The sequence below is a fragment of the Candidatus Syntrophosphaera sp. genome (genome assembly GCA_019429425.1).
Taxonomy (GTDB): Bacteria; Cloacimonadota; Cloacimonadia; order Cloacimonadales; family Cloacimonadaceae; genus Syntrophosphaera.
The window spans coordinates 1-22,768 of the sequence record JAHYIU010000033.1; the positions used below are offsets into that span (position 1 = coordinate 1).

Below are 22,768 nucleotides of genomic sequence, written 5' to 3' on the forward strand. Positions count from 1 at the left end.
TCTGAGTATTGAACAATGCAGCGATGTCCTTTGCCTGTTGATTGCTGTACCCTCTGATTGCTAACAACTTCATCACCAGGCGTCCATCTTTGATCTCAGATAAAGCCTGCTCCGCTTTCAGGAATACTTCCTGCAACGATTGGTCTTTTGGTCGTGGCATCTCGCCTCCAGTATTTAGATTTTGGAGACAAGATAATCACTATATATGATTTGTCAACATGGAATTTGTATTAGCTTTGGCATTGTAACTCTCGGCGAACCTCACTCCGATATTGAGCCGGGGGAAGATACCTCCCAGCTCCTTGTTCAGGTCATGCTCTTCCCATCTCTCATGAAAGAGCTTGGCTCGGAAGGCTTTGCCGTTATCCAGATAGACATACTTGGGTAGCACTGCCATGGAACCGCTATTGTTATCCGCAATCTGAGCGCAGTTGATGAAGCCATTGCGGAAGGCAGTTAGGATATGCTGGCTATCTTCGGTAAAGGCAAGTGAAGCTCCCACCGGGTATCTTGATGCCCAGTCCATCACCATGATCATCGTCATGCGTTGGGCTCTGCCGGTCTGGGGATTGAGGATATCGAAGGAGAGGGTATGTCCATCCGCTACCCATACCTGTCCCACTGATAAGCTGCTATCATCTCTCATGATGCTCTTGATGACATTCTCAGAGACAAACTTGCTGCCATCTCTGGCTTGATGCCATTCTGCGGGATGCCTGGCAGCCCATTCCTCGCACCAGCGTCTGAGGGTCCGTTCACTAGCCTGGGATTCAATGATCCCGTTTCTGGCCATCTGTTTGAGGTTGGTGATGGCAGAACCGATCTTGATGCGATTGGGATTGAGCAGCAGGTGCAACAGGTATTGTTGTTCCTGATAGCTGATCTTACGCTCTTTGTACTTACCCTTACTTTTGTGGATCAAAGCATACATATCGAGATTGGTCTCATGGTAGATGCGCAGCCATTCTCTAAGCGATCTCTCTTTCCTGGGTCCTTTGAGGTTATACAACTCCGGAACCAGTCTCTTGCCGTTATAGTCACTGGTGATCCGTTTCCAGGCCAGAATCTTGGACTCCGCTCCATATATCCTGCGAATCACTTCCTGGCAGAACCTGCCATAGTGCTGAGCCTCTTCCTTGTATAGCAGCCTTTCCTCTTCTATCGGAGCCAGATCGAGAAAGTCACTGGAGAAGTCGATCACTACACCATTTTCCTTGGCTTCGTGGATCAGAGTGAGCTTGCGTTCGAACTCCAGATAGTCATCGTAGGTCTCATAGACTGTCTCGGACTCCAGGTTGTCTTCTGAACTGACGGCCTTGGCATTGTACTGCTGGCTGTAGGCAAGCATGAAGCTGTTATCGGTATCGGTAGTATCACTACTGATGTTATTGCCATCAACATCAGTATTCTTACTCACCTTGCCCAACCCGGCTTTTATCTCGGGCATAACAATGCATCTACCGCCACTCTTGATTTGCAATTTCAAACCCTGGCTCTCCATCAGTTCTTGCAGTTCATTCAGCTTATTGCGGTATTCTCTCAGGAACTCCTCAGTCGGTCTTCCATTATAGGGAAACATCTGAACCTCCCGCTGTCTCGCTGATCTTCTCAACTAGATCTTTACCATTATCATAGTAGACCAGGAACACACTGGGATAGACGTGTACTCCCAGTTCGATCTCTTCCTCAAAGTACAACTCCGGTTTGCGCAGGCTATCTCTGAACCTGTCATACTCAGCCTGAATGATCTCCTCGGTGGCCAGCACAAAGGTCTTGATCGTGGCTCCGTTCTTAGTAGGTATCTGATGCTTAATTGCGGTCAGCTTCCCCGCATCCACCATTCTTCTGATCGTCTTCAGATTCTTGTTCATCAGTAAGGCAACCCTATCGATGGGTAGCCAGATAAAATCGACTTTCATGTCCATGTCCAAGTCCTTCAAAAACTGCGACCCACTTGGACATTTCAGTTTGGAATCTTGAAAAATGCGGTCAAGCGCTTGGACATTTTGGCCTCTCATCATAGTTATCAATGAGTTAAGCCTCATTCCCACCCCCGCTTGGACAGGGGTACCCGCTTGGACATTGCCTTGATTCGTCCGATTCTGCACTTCCGATTGGCAGCGTTTCTTGGTAGTCATTCTACACCTCTCTTATGTATTAGTAGGGTGCTAACAACCACAAGCGCAGAACCTTGGGAAGTCCTTTCTGCGAGTTTGCCAGCTTTCTTACGCATTCTCCGGCAATACTTTATAATCCACCTGGGTCACACTATAATCTTTAGTATTGACTCCAAACCGCCTTGCAGCAGAATGGCATCTGGAACTAATCTTGCAGCCATGCGGATATAGTCAATAGCAAAGTTACTGTATGGAGACCACAATGAATAAACCGACTATCGGACAGCGCCTTAGCTTGGTGATTAAGGCCATGCGGCTCAAGGATTACCAGTTTGCCAATAAATACGGCATCTCCCGTGCCTCCCTATCAAGATACAAACTGAACGAACGCTATCCCGATCCTGAGTTCCTGGAAGCCCTTTCTAAAGATCAGATCAACCTCCACTGGCTCTTTACCGGAAATGGCTCTATGTATGCTAAAGATGAGTTCCAGGAGCTCATCCAATCCAATCAGGTACCTACAAACCAAAACTATCAAGACACATCAACCCCAGCCGTCATCTCTCCAATCCTGCATCCCATCACCAATCAGGACTTCGATCCCACTAGATCTATCACCTTTCCAATCGTGGGAGAGATTGCTGCTGGACCTCCGATTGAGATCAGGGACGAGTGGAGTCAGGTGGGTCAGATTCAGTTGCCGGTCTCATTCCTGCCCGGCAACCCCAAGCAATATACTGTCTTTCAAGTAAATGGACAGAGTATGGAGCCTGTGATCCAGCATCAGGACATTGTGGTCATCAAGAGCGACCTAAGCTGGGAAAATGCCGATGGTAAAATTGCAGTTGTAAGAACTGAGGATGGTCTCACCATCAAGAAGGTGCAGATCGACCACCACAGGCAACAGATTATCCTCCAACCATTTAATATAGACTATCCGGTTCTTGTTTTAGACTCAGATTGGAATTACGGAGCTTTCCTGATCGGCACAATCGCACTCCAATTGCGCTTTTTCTAATTTCAAAGTTCCGTTTTTCCAACTGCTCTTTCCAAAGCCTGTCCAAACGCCTCGCTAATTTGCAGTAATAGTGTCAGCAAACAGTCCAAAAACGTCCAAATAGGCGCTTGGACATTTCCATAACCAGTCCATCGTATCTCGCCATCAATCAAAGCCTTATCCCCACTTTCCCCTTGTGTCACAACTTGCAGCTTTGGGTGTCAGTTTATACTGGGCATGATGTCTGGGCATGAAAGCGACCCACTCAGTTTGAAAGTGAGCCCCTTTTATTTACCCAGATCTTCCCAAGCCGCCTGGATATCCCCGAGGTCAAACCCCTTTCGGAAAAGATAGGTAAACGCTTTCTCCTTCAGCTTTTGCGGCTCCAGCCCGCGATGCGTGGCGCAATATTTCTTCAGCAGCAAGGAAAGATTATCCGCGGCTTCCTCTTTGTCGTAAAGCTCCTCCAACAGCGGTTCCCAGATCAGAGGAGCAATGCGCTGCTCCCGCAGTTTGGCGCTGATGGCGCGTTTGCTGGCCCGGCGGGCAATATGGGAGTTGATCAGGACCTCGGCAAAGCGGGCGTTGTCCAGATAGCCCAGCTCCCTGCATCGGGCGATGGTTTCCTCTCTGATGGAAGCTTCGAACTGCTTCCTTTTCAGCAGGTTGCGGCACTGGAACTCGCTGTGCTCAGCCTTGGCCAGATAGTCCATCAGCAGGTACAGGGCCTGCTTTTTGAGCAGGTCCAGAAGTTCTTTGGCCTCAGCGTCAGAGATATCTCCGCAAAACTCAGCCGGATAAAGGGGCAGGAGCACCCTCAAAGGCAGGATGCCCCTACAAGTTTCATCCAATTCGACGCTCGCGGAATATCTATTCCTTGGTATTATCCTCAGCGTCATCGACTCGTTCGGAATCAAAGAGGACTTCAGGATTGGCCTTATCTTTGACCTTGGTCTCGACTTCCTGCAGCAGAGATGGATTTTCTTTCAGGTACTGCTTGGTTTTCTCGGCCCCCTGGCCCAGTTTGGTGTCCTCGTAGGAGAACCAGGACCCGCTCTTTTTAACGATGCCCATGTCGATGGCCATATCCAGAATGATGTCCAGATGCGAGATCCCTTCTCCGAAGATGATGGGAAAAACCACAGTCTTGAAGGGCGGAGCGAGCTTGTTTTTGACGATCTTGACCCTGGTCTTGGCCCCAATGACGTCGGTATCCGTGCCGCCGAGCCTGATCCCGCCTGCAAAGCGGACTTCCATGCGCAGGGAGGCGTAGAATTTGAGAGCCACCCCGCCAGAGGTAGTTTCCGGATTCATGTAGGCCGTGGCGCCGATCTTCATGCGGGTCTGGTTGATGAAGAGCACCGCGGTGTTGGATTTTGAGACGATGGCGGTCAGCTTGCGCAGGGCCTGGCTCATCAGACGGGCCTGCAGCCCCACGTGGCTGTCTCCCATGTCTCCTTCGATCTCAGCCTTGGGAACCAGGGCCGCAACGGAATCCACGATCACCAGATCGACCGCGGAGCTGCGGACCAGGGTTTCGCAGACCTCGAGGGCCTGTTCGCCGCCATCGGGCTGGGAAAGCAGCATCTCTTCGATCTGCACGCCGAGGCGTTTGGCGTAGGCCGTGTCCAGAGCGTGTTCGGCATCGATGAAAGCCACGATGCCCCCAAGTTTCTGTGCTTCAGCCGCGATGTGCAGCGCCAGGGTCGTCTTGCCGCTGGCTTCGGCGCCGTAGATCTCGGTTACCCGGCCACGCGGGATTCCGCCGATGCCCAGGGCCAGATCGAGGTTGAAAGCCCCGGTGGGGATCACGTCCACGTTTTGCAACGGCTTGTCGCCCAAGCGCATCAGCGTACCGGTGCCGTATTTTTTCTCCAGTTGAGAAATTGCGGTCTTCAATGCGGTTTCTTTGTTTTTGTCCTGCATTTTTACTTCCTTTTATGGTAGTTTGTATTGATTCAAAACGTGATAGGTCGGTCCCTCCGGCTTGAGCACGCTACGGTAGAGGGTAAGCGTATCATACGCGAAAAAGCCTTGTTCCACGGCGCTTTGCATGATCTCGCGCTCTAAATCCGCCGGCAGGGCGGATTTGATCCGGCCCAAGGTGATATGCAGCCGCAGGGGCTTGGCGTCTGGCTCGAAACCCTCTGCCCGCAATGTTTTGAGCAATTCCTTGTGCCAAAGGGAAAGCGCGTCGTCCTGGCTGGCGAGGCTGGCCCAAACCAGGCGCGGAGCCTTGGCTGGAAAGAGTTGCAAGCCTTTGAGGGCCAGGGAAAAGGCATTCCGGCGGGCCGTGTGGGCGTCCAGGACCTTTTCCAGTTCAGGGATCAGGACGCTTTCCACATCACCCAGAAAGAGCAGGGTCAGATGCAGGTTTTGCTCCTTGACCCAGTTCACGCCCCGGACCGTTCTCAGCGCCGCCAGCCTATCCGCCAGGCAGGCATGGACCTGAGCGGGAGCCTCCAGCGCTATGAAACTGCGGTATTTCATTCAGCGCTTGTATCCGATATCCCGCAGGAATTTCTTGCGATGGGTCACATCGGTGTCCAGTTCAATCCCTTTCGGCGCCGAACCGTCGATCACGCCCAGGATGCCGTTGCCCTGGTCTGTTTTGGCGATCACCACCTGGACCGGATTGGCGGTGGCGCAGAAGACACTGACCACCTCGCGGCAGTCTTTGACAGCCGGCAAAACGTTGATGGGAAAGGCTTCCCGCATCACGATCAGGAAGCTGTGCCCGGACGCGAGGCGATACATGTTTTCCACAGCGCATTCGATCAACTCGCTATCCGTGCCTTCCTTGCGGATCAGGCAGGGTCCCGAGGCCTCACAAAATGCCAGCCCGAACTTTATCCCGGGAACACTGTTGACCATTGCCTCGAACAGGTCCTCCACACTCTTGATGAAGTGGGTCTGGCCCAGTATGATATTGGCGTCGGAGGGGAATTTAAGCTGCTCAAGCCTGAGTTCCATGCTGCACACCTCTGCTATAATTATGCCGGCAAGATATTCTGCGGGCAGGCGCTTGTCAAGGAAAAGTTTTTCCCGTATCAGGCCATGTTTTAAGGGTGGCATTTTTTCCCTGGCCGAGGGAAAATCAGCGCTCCGGGCTTGTATTGGTAAAAAACTCCCGGACCTCGTGGCCCGGGAGTTTTCCAGAGTTTTTGAAGCTTGGATTACTTTTTAGGCAGGTCCTGCAGCAGGGCCCCGTCGGTCTGATCATCTTTGGTAATTGAGTAGGGGTCGCTTTCATTGGACATGATGTTTTTGGGCACGATCTGCGTGCCGTAGAGCTCAAAAACGGTCCACAAAGTCCCGATCTGATTGGACGGCACGAAGAAGGTCTGCACCAGATTGCTGCCAAAATAGACGCGCACGGTCGCCCCGCTGTTGCTGAGGGCATAACTGGTTGTGCTGTAGCGGTTTGTATAATCGTGCACGCTATAGCGGTAGAGTCCATCGTTCTGGGTGTAGATGGTGATGGTTTCCGGGCCGTAGGAGGTCACGTCATCGTAATCCAGAGCGCAATACTGCACATCGTTGTAATAGAAGTCGCTGTTGGCATAATAGACATGGAATCTCCCGCCCGCGGGATTGGGGCCGGTGATGTGGGAATCCAGGTCGGAAGGTGTGGCGCCCCAGGTGAGGACAACGCGGATCTCCGTGGCGTCCATAATGGGTGTGATAACGCCGTCCTGGCCAGACATCGTCTCTCCGCCAACCACCACCACATTGAAATAGGTGGTCACAAAATCGTCTCGGGAGGCTTCCGCAGTGTAGTTTCCAGTGCTGAGGGTGGCGATGCTGTAATAACCGTAGGAATCGGTGCTGACGCTTCCCACCGTGTTTCCGGCGCTGGTGTTCAGGCCAGTCCGGAAGACCAGGTTAACGTCAGACACGGGCTGTCCGTTCAGGGCGTTGTAAATATGACCGTTGATGGTTCCCACTCCAGCGTAGCTTTCATCTATCTGCATCACGGTTTCCAAAGTGGTCTCCTGGTTTCCGTAAACTGCCACGTTGTTGTAGGTTACGTCGTGATAGCCATCCTTGGTGAAGAGGATGCGATATCCCGTTCCGGTTTCCATGTCGAATTGGAATTGTCCGTTCGCATCGGTGCTCCCAGAGCTGATGAGTTCATTTCCCACAAAAGCGCCAACATTGACACCGGGAATTCCCTGCAAGGTTACGGCGTCCTTCACCTGCCCGAGCAGAGTTCCCTGGATGGGATTGGCGGCCTGGCGGATGATGAAGCTGGTGTCAAAGAGTTCCCAAGGTCCGGCCTGGGGCAGAACGTCATCGAGGACTGTTGTGTTCAATCCCGCCTCACCATAGAAACCGCCCAGAAGCTTCCACCAAACGCTTTGCAGGGGATCCACCACAATTTCGCCATAGGCACCGAGGGCCACGTATGGTCCGGCCAGCCCGTAAAGCAGAACGCTCAGTTGGGGTTGCAGTGAGGTTCTATAGCTGATGTTGAAAGCAAGGGGATCTTCCATGTCCGAATTTCCATCTTCGTCTATGGTGTGGATGGGGGTCCAGGAGTTGTTCTCATATTTGATCCCGGCGGAGACGGTATTGGTGTAGTTATAGCCCAGAGTGATGGTGGCAGTGGCGTTTCCGTTTAGGTTCAGATTCATGTCCAGAACAGGGGTCATGACCACGGGGAAGGGGCCCATGAAAAAAACGATCGGCTGGAAGGCCTGGGAAAAGATCTGCACCTGGTGGTCGATCCCGAAGAAGCTGACACTGCTGGAAACATCCGCGTTGACGTCGAGCTCTTCGTTGGCTACGATTCTCATGCCTTTCAGACGGTTGCCCTGAACATGGATGTGTCCGGCGAAGCCCAAGTCGAGATCCACAGTTCCGTTGAAGACGACCTGATCGTTTGTCGTATTGGGGTTGTTATCCTCATCGTAGAGCACGGTGTTGATTTGAAAACCGAAAGTGCCCTTGGAATTGGGAACCAGTTTGACCCCCGGCAGGGCGGCTTGGGTGGATACGAGCCTGTCCGGACTCAGGGTGTGGCTGAAAGCCAGGTATCCCGATTCCAGCGCTTCCGCTATGCTCGCGGGTTCGGTTACCGCGGTATAGGAATCTTCAGTCACGTCCATGGCGGTGATTTTGCGCAGAAAGCCGTCGGGAAAGTTTGCGGACGGCCCGCCCACAATGATCTTGCCCACCGCGAGCCCCTGCGTTTCAGCGCCCGCGGGAATGCTCAGATACTCATCGTTCTCACCCCAGGATTGCACAGCTTCCAGCACCGTGCCGGAAAGCACTATGGTATTGCTGTCCAATACATTGGGGGTGTCTTCCGGTTTGGTCGTTTTCTTGCCGCAGGACATCAGCACCAGGGCCAGGCTCAAAATAACTGTCAGTATTAAAACTGTCTTTCTCATGATCAACTCCTTGAAATATTTTCAATTCGCGCAACTTATCTTGCGCCAGCTTTGTGTCAAGCGAAAAGCCGCGCTCAAACCGGCCTTTTTCACCATTGCTGTTGATTTTTTTACTCAGCCGGCGAAAACTCTTGACAGGCGGGGCCGCATTGCCCGAAAGTGTTTTCCAGAAACAGAACGATGCGGGAGATGCTTTTACAATGTCGAAAAGAACTGTGTTGTCGCTTGCCCTCGCGATATTTATGGGCGCGCTTTGCTTCGCCCAGGAAGCGGAGATTTCCCCGATCCCGGACAATAAAGGCAGTCTGGGCCTGGGATATGGCACTCCCTACGGTGGTTTGGGGCTCAATGCCGACGTCTATTTCTTCGATACCGCCGCAGTCACAATTGGGGTTGGCTCTTATGGTTATACCGCGGGTGTAGTACTTGGCGTGAAAGGTTTCTACGGACCTTCAACCAAAACCTGGCGTCCCCAAGCTGTTCTCCTCTACGGGACGAACAGGGCCATATATGTAGATCGTGAACCAGAGGAACCAAACATTCGCGAATCCTGCTCAGGCTTCACTGCCGGACTGGGCTCGCAATTCATGTTCGGCAAAAAGAAGCGGCACGGGTTCGATTTCGACATCCTCTATGTGATATCATCTGAAGCTTTCGACCGGCGAGATTACTGGAACCCGCAACTTGTGAACAAGATTCCCGAAATTCAAAGGTTCGGATTTTCCCTGGGCTATCGCTACGCCTTTGACCTCAAATACTGATCCAGACTGGCCCCGCCTCTAAAAGTTTGCCGGTCAGATGGGTTTGTTGAGCCTCTCGTAATCCTTCACGGCGGGCAGCAAACCGGCTTCCACCGCGTCTTTGACCGTGGCGCAGGGCAGGTTTTGCTCAGTTATCTGGGCGCGGGTGATATTCTTCAGGACGACCTGGCCGGGCAGCGCTTTCTGCATCGCGAACATCAGCTTGTTGTACAGGTTTGTCCAGGTCTCGGCAGGCTTTTCCGCGTTTTCCGCAAGCTGGTTGTACAGCAGCAAATAGTCCTTCAGGTCGCGCTTATAGCCGGCCGAGGGCTTGAGGGCGTAGATCGCTTTCTGCGCGCCGGCAAAGGCGGGCTGGCCGGGGTGTTTTTTGAAGGTGAACTGCTTGCGAGCGTAGATCTTGCCTCCGGGCCTGCGGCGGTAGTAGATGAGGCCGTCCAGCTTCCCCGTGAATTCACCCAACAGTTTTGCTCTGGTGGTTCTCATGCTTGTCCTTCCTTGTTTCTTGCTTTGAATGCCGGCCAATTGCTAATTGAGAAGGCATCCTATGGATATATTAATCCGTTTGCCCCCATTGTCAATACGCTATCAATACGGACTCATTACGGACTTTGTCCGTAGTGAGTCCGTAATGACACCGTAATGATAAGGGGGGCGGGGTGGGGGTGGAGAAGTTAACTTACTGTTAAATATGGCGATAGCAAAAATGAGATTTTGCCCGGATTATTTGAGCCTGACGCTGAAGTCCCGTTCCGGGCTAAAATCCAGAAACTGCCAGTGATACAGCGTTCCCGCCTCCCCGGAACTCAAATCAGGCCCGGGGAAAGGCAATTCCTCCAGTTCGAGGCCCGGTTCCAGGAGCAGGGTCATTTCGCAGAAGGGCAGTGGCCGGCCCCAGGAATTGGCGGTCAAAAGCACGTAGTGGGCGGTTTTTCCGCTGATCCTCTGGCTGTAGCGTATGCGCAACTTGGCGAAACTGCGCGGAGGCAGGTCCAGGCTGAAACTGAAGCCACTGGCGCCCTGCGCGAGCAGTTCAACCGCCATGCTGTCCGCGGGCTCGACCAGAGCGAGTTCCAGGTTCTCGGCGCTGCCGATCTCCGCGTTGGAAGGGACCGGAAACGCGATCACCCGGCTGAGGGCCTCGTGGTGCAGATTGCTGAGGTAAAAATACCCGCTCACGGTCCAGACCAGCGAGTCGGGACCCGCGCCCCGAACCAGCGTAAATTCCAGCCTTTCGCCCTCGAAACTGAACTGCGGCTGTGCAGCCAGCAAAACCGGCAGTAGGGCCAAAAGACAGAGAAAGGCGCGAAGCGTCATTTGATGACGGTGATCCTGGCCCTGCCCAGGATCCTGTCCCCCTCGCTCAGCGCGATGTAATAGATCCCGCTGCCGAGGAAAGGCAGATCCCAAACCGCTATTCCCGAGGCGGGCATCGCCTTGCCGGCCAGAAACCTGCCGCGCAAGTCATAGAGGCGCAATTCCGCTGTCGGGTCCAGGCTTTCGGGAGATTCATACTTCAGATTGACCGCGCTGCCGGAAGAACGATTGAGCAGCGAAGGATGCAGGCTCAGAACACCCGCGGAGGGGATCAGGTGCGGATCGTTCCCGGCGGAGGAACTCAGCACCCCGCTCAGTTGGATCGTTTCGCCGGGTTCGGGAAAGATCAGTTCCTGGATCACGGGATCAGCGGTTTGCGGGTCGATGACCAGGATGCTCCGGCGAATCGCGTCTCCGGTCCTTTCCCAGTTGCCGTAAGTATTGGTCGAGCCCCAGTAGTACAGATCAGAGGCCGCGGCGTAGTTCAAATGGCTGCTGTAGATGGGGATGCCGGCTGCTGGAGCGCCGTTTGCGTCCTCCAGATGAATGCCCAAAGTAGAGTTGGAGAAAACTTCATAGGAGTTGGGGCATAGGGTCTGGCTGTCCTTGGCCCAGGTAAGCGCGCTGTCGTATTCACCATAGCCGGTGTAAACGTCGATCCGGACCTGCACCGCGGCCTGGCCCTGGCCGAGCGGGCGAATGTGGACGCTGAGGTCGTTCTGGGGCCCCCAGCGCAGTTCTTCCGGAAAATATTGATAGGGTATGGCCATGCTGAGGAAATCTTCGTTCCGCTGGATCGTGAAACCGGGGATCTCCTGGCTCAGGTTGATGATAAAAGTCGGTTCGCCCGGCTGGACGTATGTTGCGGGCAGATAGTAGGTGCCGGCGGAAGTGGTGAAGCTCAGGTCGGTGACGTCGAAGTCTTCCCAAAAGGCTTCGTCTCCGAACATCACGTGGAAGTCGTCTGTGTCGTCGAACCAGACCCGCGCGATGTATCTGGGTATGAGAACATTCGCGCTCAAGCTAGCCATCAGCGCGGCCAGTACGATCAGGAGCAAAAATCTTTTCATTGCTTCTCCTTGCGAGATAATATAAGCGGCTTAGCGGACCCGGCAAATCCTTTTGGTGCTTAAAGTTACTCCATCCGCGGAGGCGCGCAGGAAAAACACTCCGGCGCCCACGGACTTGCCGCTCTGGTCCAGGCCGTTCCAGAGATATTCGTATTCCCCGCTGGCATTAGAAACCGCGCTTGACAGGGTCCTGATCCGCTGTCCGCGCAGGTTGTAGATCTCCACTTGATGCGGCATGGGCGAGGAAAGCTCGAGCTTGATGTTCATCTGCCCGGAAGCGGGATTGGGCCAGGCGCTGAGGCGCGCTTCAGGAACCGGGGGTACGACGGGATCGCTGACTGGCACCGTGATGGTAGACCGGGCGTGAAACACTGTCCCCGGCTGGTTTTCGCCGTTGCCGTGAACCCTCAGCCAGAGGAAAATATCGGCTGTTTCGTCATTGATCGCCTTCAGAACAAGCCTGGAGCCTGCAAGGTCGATCTGGTCCGGAGTATAAGGATCCGTTTCCCATACCCGGACAAGCTGCTCGCCGGGAGCGTCGGTCAGCAGCCAGAGCCAGAGATAGCCGTTATCCTCATATTTGGCAAGCAGTTGCTGGCCGTTGGGCAGGATGGCGATGTCGTTGAGCTGGCTGCAGGCCTGATAGTCGCGTTCCCAGACCAAAGATCCCGTGGTGGCGGCCAGTTTGCTCACTTTCAGCCTCAGCTGCTGGTCCTCGTAGCGATATTGGCAGATCAGGGCCGAGCCGTCCGGGGCCAGTTCCATGCCGCGGATCAGGCCTTCGCTTTCTGTGGAGGCGGACCAGTCGGAAACTTCGTCCCCAGCAGCAAAGAGCAGCAGGTCATTCACGCTGTAAAGGGCATGATCGCCCAGCCGGGTGAGATCTTTAGAGCGGGTGCGGCGCAACTGGGGTCTCAGATGGTAGCGTTCGCTGCCTGTCGCGGTTTGGCGGCACAGGGCCAGGCCCAGTTTCAACATGCTTTGCACGTCGATATCCGCTTCCATCTGCAGATCGCTCAGATTGTGGCGTGGATCGTGCGCGTGCTGCTTTTTATAGCCCACTCCGGAACCTGTGGCACCGGGATAATTGACGTTGATGAGTTCAATACCCAAAACCGGGTCGACATGTTGAACCTGGGCTGGGGAACTGGAACCACCGCAAAGATCCTGGGGAGGGTCCCAAACCCCATTGCTGGGCCATTCGACGTCATAATAGGGGCGGTGCAGGAAGCCGCGGCGATTCTGGAAGATGCTGCCCCAAACCTTGATGGTGCCGCGTTCCAGATAGGGCGTTCGTTCCGGCCAGAGGGGATTGTACCAGGGCAGGTCGATCTTCAGATTCTGCGGATTGCCTGGAGAGGTTGTGGCCCAGGGGAATCCTGGTTCCTGCGGATAGCGGTAGCGGTGCAGGTCGATATTGTCGTAGAGGGTCCCGTTGTAGTTGTATGCGGGAACGGAGGGATGCGGGTGCTGGTATTCAAAGGTGAAAACCCCGTCCTTGCGCGGATCGTTGTTCGGGCTTTTGCCCAGCGCGAAAAGATTGGCGTAGATGGGCAGTACTCCCGGGTCTGAACCGCAGAAAGGATGGCGGCGGAGTGAATCCACCGGATTGCAGTAGCCGTATTTGAGCAGGATGCTCTTTTCCGAGATCAGGTTGACAAAATCGGTCTGATTATCGGTTGGGGCCTGGCCGACCGGAGTGTTTGCCAGAGTGATAGACCCCACCAGATATATCGTATCCGCCGCAGCCCAGGTTTGGCGAGAATAGAAATTGCCCTTGATCCAGAGTTTGGAGTGGACGAAATTCGTCGAGTTGGCGCAGGAACCCATGGAGTAAAAGGACCAGACCGTGTCCCGCACCGTGAAGCTGTTGTAATAGAGCGGATCGGCGGTTCCCGCGGGGGGATAGCTGGCATAGACCGGAATTTGCACCGTCTCCGGCTCCGTCAGCATTCCCATATACGCGGTATAACCCGTGCCATTAACGTCCACCAACATGATCCTGTCGGGATCGTAGTATGCCGGACCCACAGTTTGGGCTGTGTGCCTGGGTGAACCGAATATTTCCAGATCAGGCGCGTTCTCGATCAGGCCACCCAAAAAGATCTGGTCCTCAGGATAGGCTCCACTGGCGGAGTGGACCTCTCCGAAAATGATCACAGGAGCGTGGAAGGTGGGCCAGCCGTTGTTGATGCCGCCTCCGGCCTGTCTGATCCAAATATCGGAATTGGCGCGTACCACACCGCTGATCTCATCGGTTCCCTGATAGTAGAGCTGGGTGTCGTTTACAGATCTGTCGTTGTCCGTAAATATCTGCGGGACTTGCAGTTCCTCCGGGTCATCGGGCTGGCAGTAAGCGGCCTGCGCGTATTCAGGATAGGGCAGCAGCAGGTCGGCCGTTTTAAGCTGGCTGTCGCGGCGCTCGGTGAAAGGGCTGTTCTCGAAGGTCCGGCCCGTGTTCAATGCCGGGTCATCCTGCCAGGTTTGCCAGTTCACGCCGCCATCCAGGGAGCGGGCGATGAGCCGGTCAAAACCGCTGGCGTAGGTGATGATGATCTCGCTGGCGGAGTAGTGCAGGGTCGGCTGGGTGAGGCAATTCTGGCTGGGGGCGACGTTCACCGAGTTCCAGGTAGCCCCGCCATCCGTGCTTTTGCGGAAAACTATCATGCCGGTTGTGCTGGGATCGTTGTCCGGCTTGTTGTTGTAAACCAGGGCGAGGGTGTCGCCCGAGGCGTAAATTCCCATCCCGCCGCTGAAATGTCCCGTTCCCAGATCGGTCAGGGGCAGAGTTTGGGCTCCGGCCAGGCCGGCCAGAAGCAGTATAGCCAACATTGCGGTTATGGTACGCATGAAACCTCCCAAGGCAGTTCTTGCCATTGCATATATATCTATATAAGACGATCTCAGCTGGAACCGGGGGAGCGATTTTCCGTAAAATCTGTTAAAGCGTGCGGAATTTGACGTCCGGCGGATATTGGCAGATGTTTGCACTTTTTGTTCCAAACGTCCAGAATCATCCGTTTGGGGAAGCGTAAATTTCTACTTGACGGATATCCAGCCTCCAAAAATTGTGTAAATTCATATGAAAACAAGGAGTCAAGATGTACGCCATCGTTGATATCAAAGGATTTCAGTTCAGGGCTGAAGAAAACGCAATCCTGCGCGTTCCCCTACTGAATACGGCGGAACCTGGCCAGGCCCTGGAATTTGACAGGGTGCTCCTCATCCGCAATGATGAGGAGATCACGGTCGGCCAACCCGTAGTAGAAGGCGCAGCAGTCCTTGCCGAAGTGATCGACCACGGTAAAGGCAAGAAGAAGGTGATCTACCATTTCAAGAAAAGGAAAGGTTACCGGGTGAAAAAAGGTTACCGTGAGCAATACACCGAGATCAAAGTTACCGGGATCCGGGTTTGAGGAGTTGAGATATGGCACATAAAAAAGGTGTTGGAAGCAGCCGCAACGGCCGCAATAGCAATCCCAAATACCGCGGCGTGAAGAAGTTCGGCAGCGAGCACGTGTTGGCCGGCAACATCATCGTCCGCCAGAAGGGAACCAAGTTTCACCCCGGCCAAAACGTCGGCATGGGCAGGGATTTCACCTTGTTCAGCCTGATCGAGGGCTATGTGAAATTTGAGACCAAGGGCACCGGGCGCAAGTATGTGTCCGTGGAGCCGGTCGAAACCTCTGAATAAAGCAAAACCAGTTTAGCAAAAACAAACCCCCGGTGATCGCCGGGGGTTTTTCTGTGGGGTAAACTTGGCTCAGTTGACCTTGAAGGTGGTGTCGCCTTTTTCGAAGAAAGCGATGATCTGCTTCGCGGCTGCCACGCCGGCGTTGATGTTGGCTTCCTCGGTCTGGGCGCCCATTTTCTTGGGGGTCCAGTAGACCCGGTCGGCGAAGATTTCTGCCAGTTGTCGGCTGTTGTCAGGTTCGACGTCGCTCACATAGCGGAATTTCTTCTTTTCTTCCAAAGCTTTGAGCAGCGCGTCCTCGTCGATGACCTCCTTGCGCGCGGTATTGACCAGAATGCAGTTTGGTTTGACCAGGCTGAGCAGGTCCCAGTTGATGGACTTCTTGGTCTCGGCGGTGGCGGGGATGTGCAGGGAAATGTAATCTCCGGTCTTGAAGATCTCCTCGACCGAGTGCAGCGTGATGACGCCTTCCTTGGTCATGATCTCTCTGCTGAGGTAAGGATCGTAGGCGTAGACGACCATTCCGACGCCCTTGGCCATTCTGGCCAGATAGCGGGCGACGAAGCCAAAGCCGTAGAGGACCAGTTTCTTGCCGGCCAGTTCGGTTCCGCTCTTGCCGTTGAACTTTCCGCGCGCCATATAGATCATCAAAGCGAGTGCCAGTTCGGCGACGGCATTGGAATTCTGGCCGGGAGTGTTCATGGCAACGATGTTGTGGGCTGTGGCGGCGGCAAGATCGATGTTGTCGTATCCGGCGCCGGCCCGCACGACTATCTTGAGCTGGGGCGCGGCCGCGAAGACGGCCTCGTCCGCTTTGTCGCTGCGGATGATCAGGGCTTCCGCGTCTGCCACAGCGGCGTGGAGATCCTTCACATCGGTGTAGTTTTCCAGCCAGGCGTGGGGATAGCCGGCTGCGTCAAGTTCGGCCTTGATCTTTTGCACCGCTTCCGCGGCAAAAGCTTTTTCCGTGGCGATCAGTACTTTGTGCATCGGGTACTCCTTATCGGTATATTTTTATGTTGCTATGTTCTGAAAGCTCAGTTTGCTTGTCAAGACCTTTCTCATTTGGCCAGCAGCATGCGCTTTGTGAGGCTGGCATCCCGGGTTTGCAGCCGGTACAGATACAATCCGCTGGCCACGGGATGGCCGGATTCGTCCCTGCCGTCCCAAACCACGCTGTGCCTGCCTTGGGAGCTGTACTCGTCCTTCAATACGCGCACCAACTGGCCCTTCAGGTTGTATACGGCCAGCCGGGTTTCACCGTCTTCCGCGATCTGGAAGGAGATGGTGGTGCTGGGGTTGAAGGGATTGGGATAGTTCTGGGAAAGGGAGTTCGCAAAGACCGGAGTGACGGGATCGGTGTTGGATAGATATCCCGTGGAAGCGAAACTGCCATGGCGCTTGAGCGAGCCGCGATAGGTGATCCAGGGCATGACCGGGGTTTCGGGGCGACGCAGGTTAAGCATCAAAACGCCTGTGGAATAGCCGTTTATGAGCTTGAGCATGCCGTCGTCGTCGAAATCGCAGAGCGTGCCCGGAGTGCTGCCATTGAAGGAAGTGACGAAAGGAAATCCCGCCAGGGGTGAGCCGTCGTGTTTATAGGCAAAAACCGAATTGACATAGCTGGAGAGCAGGATCTCCGGATTGGGGTCGGCATCGAGATTGGCGAGCAACGGCGGGGAATTGAAGATCGATCCAACCTCGAGCGGAAATCCCGGCAAGTCGCTGCCCTGTTGGTTAACAGCGTAGAGCCTGCCGCCCAGGGTCACGAAAACGATCTCGAGTTCGCCGTCCAGATCGAGGTCGCCCAGCACGGCTCCGGAGGCCATGGAGGCCTGGATGGGTTTGCTGAAGAGGATTTCTCCGCTGGAGGAAACCAGCACCAGGCTGGAATTTGTGCCCACGGCGATGGAACCGTTGTTCAGGACGGTGGGCGAGCCGGTTATGACGCCGCCAACCTGCACCGGAAAGCCCGGCAAGGGTGTTCCGGAAGGCGAAAGCACGTGCAGGTTGCCGTTCTGGCAGCCCGCGATGATCTCCAGCAGACCGTCACCGTTCAGGTCCGCGGCCGCGAGTTCCGAACTGAAGGGGCAACCCAGATCGACCGGGAATCCGTTCACAACCGTGCCGTCGGGGTTGATGGCATGCAGGTTTCCGTTCAAGGAATGGGCCAAAACCTTCTCCGTTCCGGAGTTATCCAGTTTGGCGATCACGGGTGTGAAGAGGAAGGGGCTTCCGCCCTGGTAGTCAAAGACCTCGGTCCCGTCAAGGCTCGCGGCATAGACCCTTCCGAAGCGGCTGGCATAAACGATCTCCGGCTCTCCGTCGCCGGTGATGTCGCCCAAAGCTGGGCTGCGCATGATGTCCTGGTTCGGGGGAGTGTAGAATCCGCCGAATTCCTCGCCCTGGTTGTCTATGTAATAAGCTTCGCCATAGACGTCCAGATAGACGATGTCCAGGCTGCCGTCATTATCCAGGTCATAGACCAGGGGCGCGGATTTGCTGCCCACCTGGCAATCCCAGGGGAAGCGGCCGTCGATCAGAGTGATCTCGTAAGTCATTGAATAGTTGCGTTTTCCGGTGCTGAGCTGGGTGGTCGGATGGATGGATTCCAGTTCCATGGTGACGGTGAAAGTGCCGTAGGTCACGTCCTGAGGGAGCTGCAGCCTGAAATGGAGCGCCGGATCGCTGGTCTGGCCGGGCTGAAGCTGCGAAATCGTGATGGCGCCGCCGAGGTTCACCACTCCGTCCGGAAGGCCGGTCAGTTCTGCAGTAACGTTGTAGGCCGTCGCCCAATCCTGATGGTTGCTGATCACGGGATGGAGGCGGATGATCTCCCCGGGGTTGACCGTGCCGTCGTTATCACCCTCCACATCCGAGACCGTGTAATCCTCCAGACTCAGCAAGGGCAGGGAAAGATCGGGATATTTCACCTCGATGGAGGGATCGCCAAAGAGCACCATCTCGTAGTAGCACCAGCGCATGACGTCGCTGCTGAGGGCGGCATTGAGGTTTTGCAGGCGGGAATAGGTGAGAGCCTGGCCCAGCCTGGTGTTCAGGGTTTCATAGAGGCCGATGAAATACTCCCGGTCATAGAATTGCGAGGCGCCGTTGATGCTGCCCGGCGCGTACCAGCCGTAGCGCGTGTTGCCGATGAACGCGAACAGACCGCCGCTCGTGGTGGAAAGGTGTTCGCCGATGCATTCCCCGTCTCCGCTGGTCCTTTGGTCAAAGGCGGCCGGATAGCAGCCCTGGGAGTACAAGAATCCGTATTCCGTGTTCTGAAGCTGCTCGATCGTGCCGTTGCTCTGGCCCAGGAGAAAGACCTCATTGGCGTGGCCCATGTGGTTCATGACGTGCGCGCCTTCGTTGATCGCGTGCCAGACCCCGGTTTCGCTGTAGGTCCCGTCGCGCTGGTACATGGTCCGCAGGAAATAGGATTCCGGGATATGCTGGGCCACGTCGTCCTTGTAGTCGCCGCCCCAGGTGACGGGATTCCAGTTCAGGTTTTCGCCGAACATGACCGAGATGTTGTTGCTGAAAGTGTTGTAATTGACGTAGTATTGGGTCTTGCGCAGGATGTTGTTGAATTCTGCAGCCGTCTCAGCGGGGAATCTGCCGATGTGGACCTCCGGCAGCATGTCCACCTGGTCCGCGATCTCGCCCCAGATATCGTTTCCGTTGGCGTTCCAGTCTCCATCCAGGTTGCTGAAATAGATGTCCGTGGGCATCCGGTTGTCCTGAGTTTGGCCCACCTGGCCGCGGCAGCCGCGTTCCGGAACGATCTCGTCATCGCCGCCCAGGATCACGTATTCCAGAGGTTCGGAGCTGCTGGCCCAGGTCTGATAGGCATCGCTGATGAAATTGCGCACCTTTTCGGCGTTGTCGGCCCCGGTGTAGCTGGCGTAGATGTCGGAAACCAGGTACAGCGCGGTGCTGACGTTCTGCGCGGCGCGCCATTGGATGTAGTTTTGAAAGAGCGGTTCGCTGGCGGAGTCCGTGATGATGATCATCTTTTTGGGCACGCTGAGGTCGATCAGCCTGCTCTGGGGAGCATGCGAACGGTAGGCGGGAGCGGAAACGTAAGAATGAAGGGCGTCCGGGTTGAGGACAAGATCACGGATGTCGGAGTTGTCCCGCGCGCGGGTGAAGAAATTGGCAGAATTGCTGGCCAGGTCTTCGTCCCAGACTGTCTGAACCTCGATCCGCAGGCTGGAGGCGGAAAAGACCTCGCCCCGCACGGGATTGTATTTCCAAGGATAGACGTTGATCACGGCGATCTGGTGGCCGCGCATGAACTGGCTGCCCAGATAGTCAAAATCCTTGGCGGGGAAAAGCGTATCCGCATTCCAGATAGTGGGTTCCGGGACCGTCGTGTCCGCCGCGGGCAGCGAGATCGGCTGCTGGGCGCGAACGTAATCCAGGGCGACCCCGTTCCTCTGCAATTGAGGCTCAGAGAGGATCACGCCCACGCTTTCGATCCTTTCGCCAAAGGGGATCAGCACCCGGACGGGCAAATAGTTCAGGGCCGGAACGCCAGGTTCCAGCAGGGGCGCGGTTTGCGAGCCGCGGTACTGGCCCTGCCAGCCGTTGGCATCAATGCTCAGGTCCAGGCTCAGCGCGAAAGCCGCCGCGCCAAGGGCCAAAAGTCCTATCATTACGAGTAGTTTCTTCATTCTTAGCATCCTGTTTGGGCATTTCTTATAGTTTTTTTCACTAAATATCATAAAATAAGAATAGCCGATATCAGTCAAGCAATTTCTTGCCCCGGGTCTTTTGCCCCTTACTGACTGCTTTCCGGCTTATAACAGTACCTCCCAGCCTGTCTTCCGGTCTGTCTTCCGGCATCCCCCAGAGGCCCTGAGCCCTCTTCATTTCTGAAAAAACTTCCCAATCAGCCCTTTCCTCCCTCCTGCCTGGCTCTTTATCACTTGTCTATCCACTGCCTATCACTTGTCTATAATAGACAAGTGATAGACAGTGGATAATCAAATGATAGACAGCGTGAAAAGAGGGGAAGAGAAAAGCTCTTGATATCTAATTCATGAAGTTTTTGAAGAATAGATGATAATCGATATGAGTAGTCTGAGGTTAAGCTGTAAACAGTAGCATTAAATCCAGCATTGTTAAGATACACCCCAAGTGTATCGAAATTTGCAACATAATTATTCCCAGCGTATCTTATCTGATACTGAGAATAAGCTCCTATCAGAAATTCATTGGCATCTACTGCCCACACACTTATACCCAATAAAAGAAGTAAACAAAGGGCACAGTACTTTTTCATGATGATCTCCTTACTTAATGATGGTAAATTTCTTGATGGTCGATTGATCGCCAATTCTTGCTCGGCATAAATACATACCTGAAGAATAGTTGGAGATATTAACCGTGCTGACCAATTCATTAGACAACATGTTGTTGACTTCTATTCGATGCATGACTTGACCCTTGAGGTTAAAGATTTCAACTTGTAGGGGCGTTTCTCTGTTTTTATACACTCCCGATATTGAAATTGTGATCTCACCGTTAGTTAGTACGGGATTGGGACTCAATCTCATTTGTAATCGATCTGATAGTTGTGGCGCACTTGGGTCATCATTAGCGACCATTCCAGGATTTCCTGCATAAACAAATACATAGCCGCGAAAATCATGATATGGCCAAATACCCTCCTCAAATGGTGCAGATACAGCTATGTCATCATATCCATCGCCATTAAAGTCTCCAACGGCAACGTCATATCCATAATTTTCTATAGTATGGGGCTTTTGCCAATCAGATTGTCCATTCATAATAGAACTACCGAGCCATACAGCAAATCTCCTTGCTTGGTAACTTGCACCGACTACATCACCGAAGCCGTCACCATTAAAATCCCCATGTTTTACGCCACCAACCCTTGTGTTACCAAACAAAACTGGGGTTAAAGTGACGTTTGGATTTATAGGAAGATTTGAGATTGTCCCTAACCAAACCTTCATTCCAAAATTGTCTATATAGCCCAGAAAATCGTCGAATCCATCATTGTTTACATCTCCAAGTGGCTTACAAGTCCTTGTGATAGAATATGGCGTGTGAATCATAAGTGTATAATCAGAAAAAACTCTACTGTTGTTTCCATAGTACACTCTGACGGTAGAATATTGTTCATCTCCCTGTTGCTCACCAAGATATCCTATGGAAAAATCATGACATCCATCGTTATTGATGTCTCCAATCCCAATAACTGATCCGTCAGGAGCTCCGCTTGCAAAGTCTAAACTAAGTATGTTTTGCCGGGTAAAAGTCCCTCCCCACATAATATCGAAATAAGTATAATAGTTTATCTGATAGGAAATCCCAATATCACCAAATCCGTCTCCATCAACATCTCCAAGTTCGTACATATTGTAAATGCTTTCACCGGGCAGAGGATATTCAATCATATCAGGGCTTGTTAAATCGCATGTTCCACCAAAGTAAAACATGAGTCTTACACTTCCGGTAACGTCTGGGTTTCTGTCTACAATAATGAGATCGTCAAACCCATCCCCGTTTATATCACCGGGATTTATGATTGAGCCAATCATTCTCTGCATTCCTTGGGGATAATCTCCCTCCAAGGTCATGGCTGGCTCTGATGCGGAGCTAAAACCGAGCCCACCATAATATACATAGACTTTCCCATGGGATGGCGTGTAGGGATACACCCAACCATAACCAGCTGAGAGCACTATCAGGTCATCGTAGTTATCATGGTTAAAGTCTAAACTCACTATGCTGTAACCAAAAGCAGACGCATTATGTTCACCCTGCAGTTGCGCCAGCAGAGGCATGTCATTTAAACCATGCATTACATAGATGGGCATAATTATCAAAAAGAAAGATAAAGCAAATCTGCTCGAAACCAACATTCCTCCTGAAATGATTCTTAGTCTAAGAGTTAGTTACTTATTCTAACCAACAAAAACACTCTGGCGTCCAGTAAACTTATTGGGGCAATATCTGTACTAAATATTGATAAACCCCGTATCGGCACGCATCACGCTATGTTCATGATCATAATTTTCAATCCAATGGCCATCTTATGCCATGAACCTACTATTCCTAAATTAATCGATGATGATAAAAAAGCAATGTTGAGTCCCAAATGTTGGTGTAAATTCCAACTCGTTGTTTCTCAGGTTGTTTGAGGGCATCTGATATCCCTCGTTACTCACAATCTATGTAAGGCCAAGCGGCAAATTGCATTGTTTTCATCTTGTTAATCCAAGTCAAGTTCTTTTTCATCAAAAGCTACCTTATTGCGGCGGGCTGGAGCCCTGCGGAGGAGGCGTAGCCGACGGAGCAGGGCTCCAGCCCGTCGCGCGGCGACTCGACCGGTATGGGTCTTTTCTGTAGTTCCCTGATCTTTTCCAAGGGCTCGGACAGATAGAT

The 22,768-nt window shown here is 53.5% G+C and carries 19 protein-coding genes; 4 read left to right on the forward strand and 15 right to left on the reverse strand.

The genetic code is table 11. The features are described 5' to 3' along the window. Positions 1-199: 199 nt before the first annotated feature. Positions 200-1,447 (reverse strand): hypothetical protein, encoded by a 1,248-nt coding sequence (locus K0B87_04935; protein ID MBW6514081.1) that lies wholly within the window; start codon positions 1,445-1,447, stop codon positions 200-202. A 118-nt stretch (positions 1,448-1,565) separates the two neighbouring features. Then, the gene (locus tag K0B87_04940; GenBank protein MBW6514082.1) at positions 1,566-1,919 is read right to left on the reverse strand and encodes a hypothetical protein; all 354 of its coding nucleotides are present in this window, start codon (positions 1,917-1,919) and stop codon (positions 1,566-1,568) included. Positions 1,920-2,379: 460 nt separating this feature from the next. On the opposite strand from K0B87_04940, the gene K0B87_04945 reads away from it, so the two are divergent. Next, positions 2,380-3,135, forward strand: coding sequence for a hypothetical protein (locus tag K0B87_04945; GenBank protein MBW6514083.1), 756 nt, complete (start codon positions 2,380-2,382; stop codon positions 3,133-3,135). 266 nt (positions 3,136-3,401) lie between these two features. Here the strand turns inward: K0B87_04945 and K0B87_04950 are convergent, their stop codons facing one another. The 5 genes from K0B87_04950 to K0B87_04970 all read right to left on the reverse strand — a co-directional run bounded on the left by K0B87_04950 (position 3,402) and on the right by K0B87_04970 (position 8,510). After that, positions 3,402-3,965 carry a RecX family transcriptional regulator gene (locus tag K0B87_04950; protein ID MBW6514084.1) on the reverse strand — a complete coding sequence of 188 codons (564 nt, stop codon included), beginning with the start codon at positions 3,963-3,965 and terminating at the stop codon, positions 3,402-3,404. A gap of 19 nt (positions 3,966-3,984) precedes the next feature. Further along, positions 3,985-5,040, reverse strand: coding sequence for a recombinase RecA (gene recA, locus K0B87_04955; GenBank protein ID MBW6514085.1), 1,056 nt, complete (start codon positions 5,038-5,040; stop codon positions 3,985-3,987). Between the two features lie 12 nt (positions 5,041-5,052). After that, positions 5,053-5,604, reverse strand: coding sequence for an RNA 2',3'-cyclic phosphodiesterase (thpR, locus tag K0B87_04960; GenBank protein MBW6514086.1), 552 nt, complete (start codon positions 5,602-5,604; stop codon positions 5,053-5,055). After that, complete coding sequence (locus K0B87_04965; GenBank protein ID MBW6514087.1) at positions 5,605-6,087, reverse strand: adenosine-specific kinase; 483 nt, start codon at positions 6,085-6,087, stop codon at positions 5,605-5,607. A gap of 203 nt (positions 6,088-6,290) precedes the next feature. Beyond that, positions 6,291-8,510, reverse strand: a complete 2,220-nt coding sequence (locus tag K0B87_04970) for a carboxypeptidase regulatory-like domain-containing protein (protein MBW6514088.1) — start codon at positions 8,508-8,510, stop codon at positions 6,291-6,293. A gap of 200 nt (positions 8,511-8,710) precedes the next feature. Between K0B87_04970 and K0B87_04975 the strand changes: the two genes are divergently transcribed. After that, entirely contained in the window at positions 8,711-9,271 is a 561-nt protein-coding gene (locus tag K0B87_04975; GenBank protein MBW6514089.1) for a hypothetical protein, read from the forward strand. 33 nt (positions 9,272-9,304) lie between these two features. Here K0B87_04975 and K0B87_04980 read toward each other — a convergent pair whose 3' ends face one another. From K0B87_04980 to K0B87_04995, 4 genes are all read right to left on the reverse strand, one after another. Then, entirely contained in the window at positions 9,305-9,754 is a 450-nt protein-coding gene (locus K0B87_04980) for a hypothetical protein (GenBank protein ID MBW6514090.1), read from the reverse strand. A 237-nt stretch (positions 9,755-9,991) separates the two neighbouring features. Further along, complete coding sequence (locus K0B87_04985; GenBank protein ID MBW6514091.1) at positions 9,992-10,585, reverse strand: hypothetical protein; 594 nt, start codon at positions 10,583-10,585, stop codon at positions 9,992-9,994. Then, positions 10,582-11,655: a hypothetical protein gene (locus K0B87_04990; GenBank protein MBW6514092.1), complete on the reverse strand. Its 1,074-nt coding sequence runs from the start codon at positions 11,653-11,655 to the stop codon at positions 10,582-10,584. The genes K0B87_04985 and K0B87_04990 overlap by 4 nt, the downstream gene beginning before the upstream one ends. 30 nt (positions 11,656-11,685) lie before the next feature. Then, positions 11,686-14,505, reverse strand: a complete 2,820-nt coding sequence (locus K0B87_04995) for a T9SS type A sorting domain-containing protein (protein ID MBW6514093.1) — start codon at positions 14,503-14,505, stop codon at positions 11,686-11,688. 251 nt (positions 14,506-14,756) lie between these two features. Between K0B87_04995 and rplU the strand changes: the two genes are divergently transcribed. Both rplU and rpmA read left to right on the forward strand, forming a co-directional pair. After that, positions 14,757-15,071: a 50S ribosomal protein L21 gene (gene rplU / locus K0B87_05000; GenBank protein MBW6514094.1), complete on the forward strand. Its 315-nt coding sequence runs from the start codon at positions 14,757-14,759 to the stop codon at positions 15,069-15,071. Positions 15,072-15,082: 11 nt separating this feature from the next. Further along, positions 15,083-15,349 carry a 50S ribosomal protein L27 gene (rpmA, locus tag K0B87_05005; GenBank protein MBW6514095.1) on the forward strand — a complete coding sequence of 89 codons (267 nt, stop codon included), beginning with the start codon at positions 15,083-15,085 and terminating at the stop codon, positions 15,347-15,349. Positions 15,350-15,418: 69 nt separating this feature from the next. Here rpmA and K0B87_05010 read toward each other — a convergent pair whose 3' ends face one another. The 4 genes from K0B87_05010 to K0B87_05025 form a co-directional block, all read right to left on the reverse strand. Beyond that, positions 15,419-16,339 carry a 3-phosphoglycerate dehydrogenase gene (locus tag K0B87_05010; protein MBW6514096.1) on the reverse strand — a complete coding sequence of 307 codons (921 nt, stop codon included), beginning with the start codon at positions 16,337-16,339 and terminating at the stop codon, positions 15,419-15,421. Between the two features lie 71 nt (positions 16,340-16,410). Continuing rightward, the gene (locus K0B87_05015; GenBank protein MBW6514097.1) at positions 16,411-20,025 is read right to left on the reverse strand and encodes a VCBS repeat-containing protein; all 3,615 of its coding nucleotides are present in this window, start codon (positions 20,023-20,025) and stop codon (positions 16,411-16,413) included. 281 nt (positions 20,026-20,306) lie between these two features. Further along, positions 20,307-20,636 carry a hypothetical protein gene (locus K0B87_05020; GenBank protein MBW6514098.1) on the reverse strand — a complete coding sequence of 110 codons (330 nt, stop codon included), beginning with the start codon at positions 20,634-20,636 and terminating at the stop codon, positions 20,307-20,309. Positions 20,637-20,646: 10 nt separating this feature from the next. After that, positions 20,647-22,242 (reverse strand): FG-GAP repeat protein, encoded by a 1,596-nt coding sequence (locus tag K0B87_05025; GenBank protein ID MBW6514099.1) that lies wholly within the window; start codon positions 22,240-22,242, stop codon positions 20,647-20,649. Positions 22,243-22,768 lie beyond the last annotated feature (526 nt).